The organism is Stenotrophomonas pictorum JCM 9942 (assembly GCF_001310775.1).
In the GTDB taxonomy this organism is placed as follows: Bacteria; Pseudomonadota; Gammaproteobacteria; order Xanthomonadales; family Xanthomonadaceae; genus Stenotrophomonas; species Stenotrophomonas pictorum.
Genome location: NZ_BAZI01000444.1, coordinates 1 through 1,937, shown reverse-complemented (window position 1 = coordinate 1,937; position 1,937 = coordinate 1). Strand labels below are relative to the sequence as shown.

The following is a 1,937-nucleotide window of genomic DNA, read 5'->3' as shown; positions in this document are numbered from 1 at the left end:
TCGGGTTGGCCCGCACCTATGGCGCGCTCGGCAGGAGGCGCGGGCGCTGGACTACTTCCAGCAGGCGGTGGCGGCGCGGCCCAGCGACGCGCAGATCTACCGTCTGCTCGGCTATCACCACTGGCTGCGCGGCGAGCTGCCCCAGGCGATCGAGGCCTTTGTCACCGCCACCCTCCTGCAGCCGGAAGACAGTCGCCTGTGGAGCAGCCTGGGCGGTCTGTATCTGGCCCAGGGTGACAGCGCCCAGGCTGGCCGGGCGTTCAGCATGTCGTTGTCGATCGAACCCAATGCCGGGGCGCTGACCAATCTGGGCGCGATGAAATTTGACAGCGGCGAATACGCCGTCGCTGCAGGGTTGTTCCAGCAGGCCACGGTGCTGGAGCCGGACGACTATCTGCACTGGGGCAATCTGGCCGATGCGCTGGCCGCCTCACCGGACACCGCCGCCCAGGCGCAGGTGCCATACCGGCGCGCGGCGCAACTGGCGCAACGTTATGTCGACGTGCGCCGCGACGATGCGTACGCGCTGGCCTTGCTGTCCTGGTATCGCGCCAATCTGGGCGAGCGGGCACGCGCGCTGCAGGACCTGCAGCGCGCGCGCAAACTGGGCACCCAGCCGGCCGAGGTCGCGCTGTGGTGTGCGCAGACGCTGACCCTGCTCGATGATCGGCAAGGTGCCCGCAGTTGCGTCGCCAGCGCGCTGAAGGAGGGCGTTCCGCAACAGCGGATCGATGCACTGCTGTCGTTGCAGCGTTTCGCCGCGGCCGGCGGGGCCGCGCACCGGCAATAAGGGGGCTGCTTTTCCCCTGTCCGTGGCGGCGGACCCCATCCAGGAGTGGTCGTCATGCGTAGCAGAACGTGGGTGTACGGAGTGGTCATGGGCAGCGCCGCGGCCTGGGCCATGCAGCAGACATCGCCGGCGCAAACGCGCGAGCCGCCGCTGTGCACGGACCAGTTGCCGCCACGGGCGGTCAAGCTGGTCTATGTCGATGTGGCACCGGGCGTGGCCGGACCGGTCGTCACGCCGGAGCTGTGTGTGGTCCGCAGCGGCACCCAGGTGGTGTGGCGCAAATCGGCTGATGCGCAGGAGTCGTTCGAACTCACCTTCGCCGAAGCGCCAGGTGGTACCGCGGCGACGCAGTTCCTCTCCAGGCCCGTCGGCAACCGCCAGGAAGTGCTGATCACCGCCAAGCCGGTGACGAGCACCAGCGAGATCCCCTACGACGCGCGTATTGGCGTTTCCCGCATCGATCCGGGAATCAAGATCGTGCCGCGCTGAACGCTGCGGCCGGGTTCAGGCCGGCTGCAGGCAGGCGCGGACCGGGGCGAAACTGCGACGATGCTGCGGGCACGGGCCATGGGCCCGCAGTGCGGCCATGTGCGCGGGCGTGCCGTAGCCCTTGTGCTGCTCGAAGCCGTATTCGGGGAACTGCAGGTGCAGATCCCGCATGTAGCGGTCGCGGCTGACCTTGGCCAGGATCGAGGCGGCCATGATGCTGCGGTCGATGGCGTCGCCGCCGACCAGCGCCTCGGCCGGGCAGGGCAGGCCCTGGGGAATCTTGTTGCCGTCGATGCGCGCGAACTGGGCGACATGTGCCACGCCTTCCACCGCCTGGCGCATGCCCTGCATGGTGGCCTGGAAGATGTTCAGGCTGTCGATCTCGGCCACGTCGACCATGATGATGGCGTGGGCCAGGGCGCGTTCGATGATGCGATCAAACAGTTGCTCGCGGCGCAGTGCGGTCAGCGCCTTGGAATCATCCAGACCGTTGATGCGTGGCAGATCCGGATTGAACACCACCGCTGCCACGGCCACCGGTCCGGCCAGCGGACCGCGCCCGGCTTCATCCACCCCGGCGATCAGGCGCGGGGCTGGATGTGCGCCCACTGCGGCATCGTCGAACAGCGACAGCGACATCTCTGCGGCGCGGATGCGG

3 protein-coding genes are annotated in these 1,937 nt (G+C 68.7%); 2 read left to right on the top strand and 1 reads right to left on the bottom strand.

The annotated features are described in order from the left end of the window. Both JCM9942_RS14830 and JCM9942_RS14825 read left to right on the top strand, forming a co-directional pair. Positions 1-790, top strand: a 790-nt coding sequence (locus JCM9942_RS14830; protein ID WP_157722961.1) for a tetratricopeptide repeat protein, incomplete at its 5' end; no start/stop codon positions are given. Between the two features lie 54 nt (positions 791-844). Further along, on the top strand, positions 845-1,279 hold the full coding sequence (locus JCM9942_RS14825) for a hypothetical protein (RefSeq protein WP_145974275.1): 435 nt from the start codon (positions 845-847) through the stop codon (positions 1,277-1,279). Positions 1,280-1,294: 15 nt separating this feature from the next. Here JCM9942_RS14825 and JCM9942_RS14820 read toward each other — a convergent pair. After that, on the bottom strand, positions 1,295-1,937 hold a 643-nt coding region (locus JCM9942_RS14820; protein ID WP_425478359.1), incomplete at its 5' end, for a ribonuclease HII.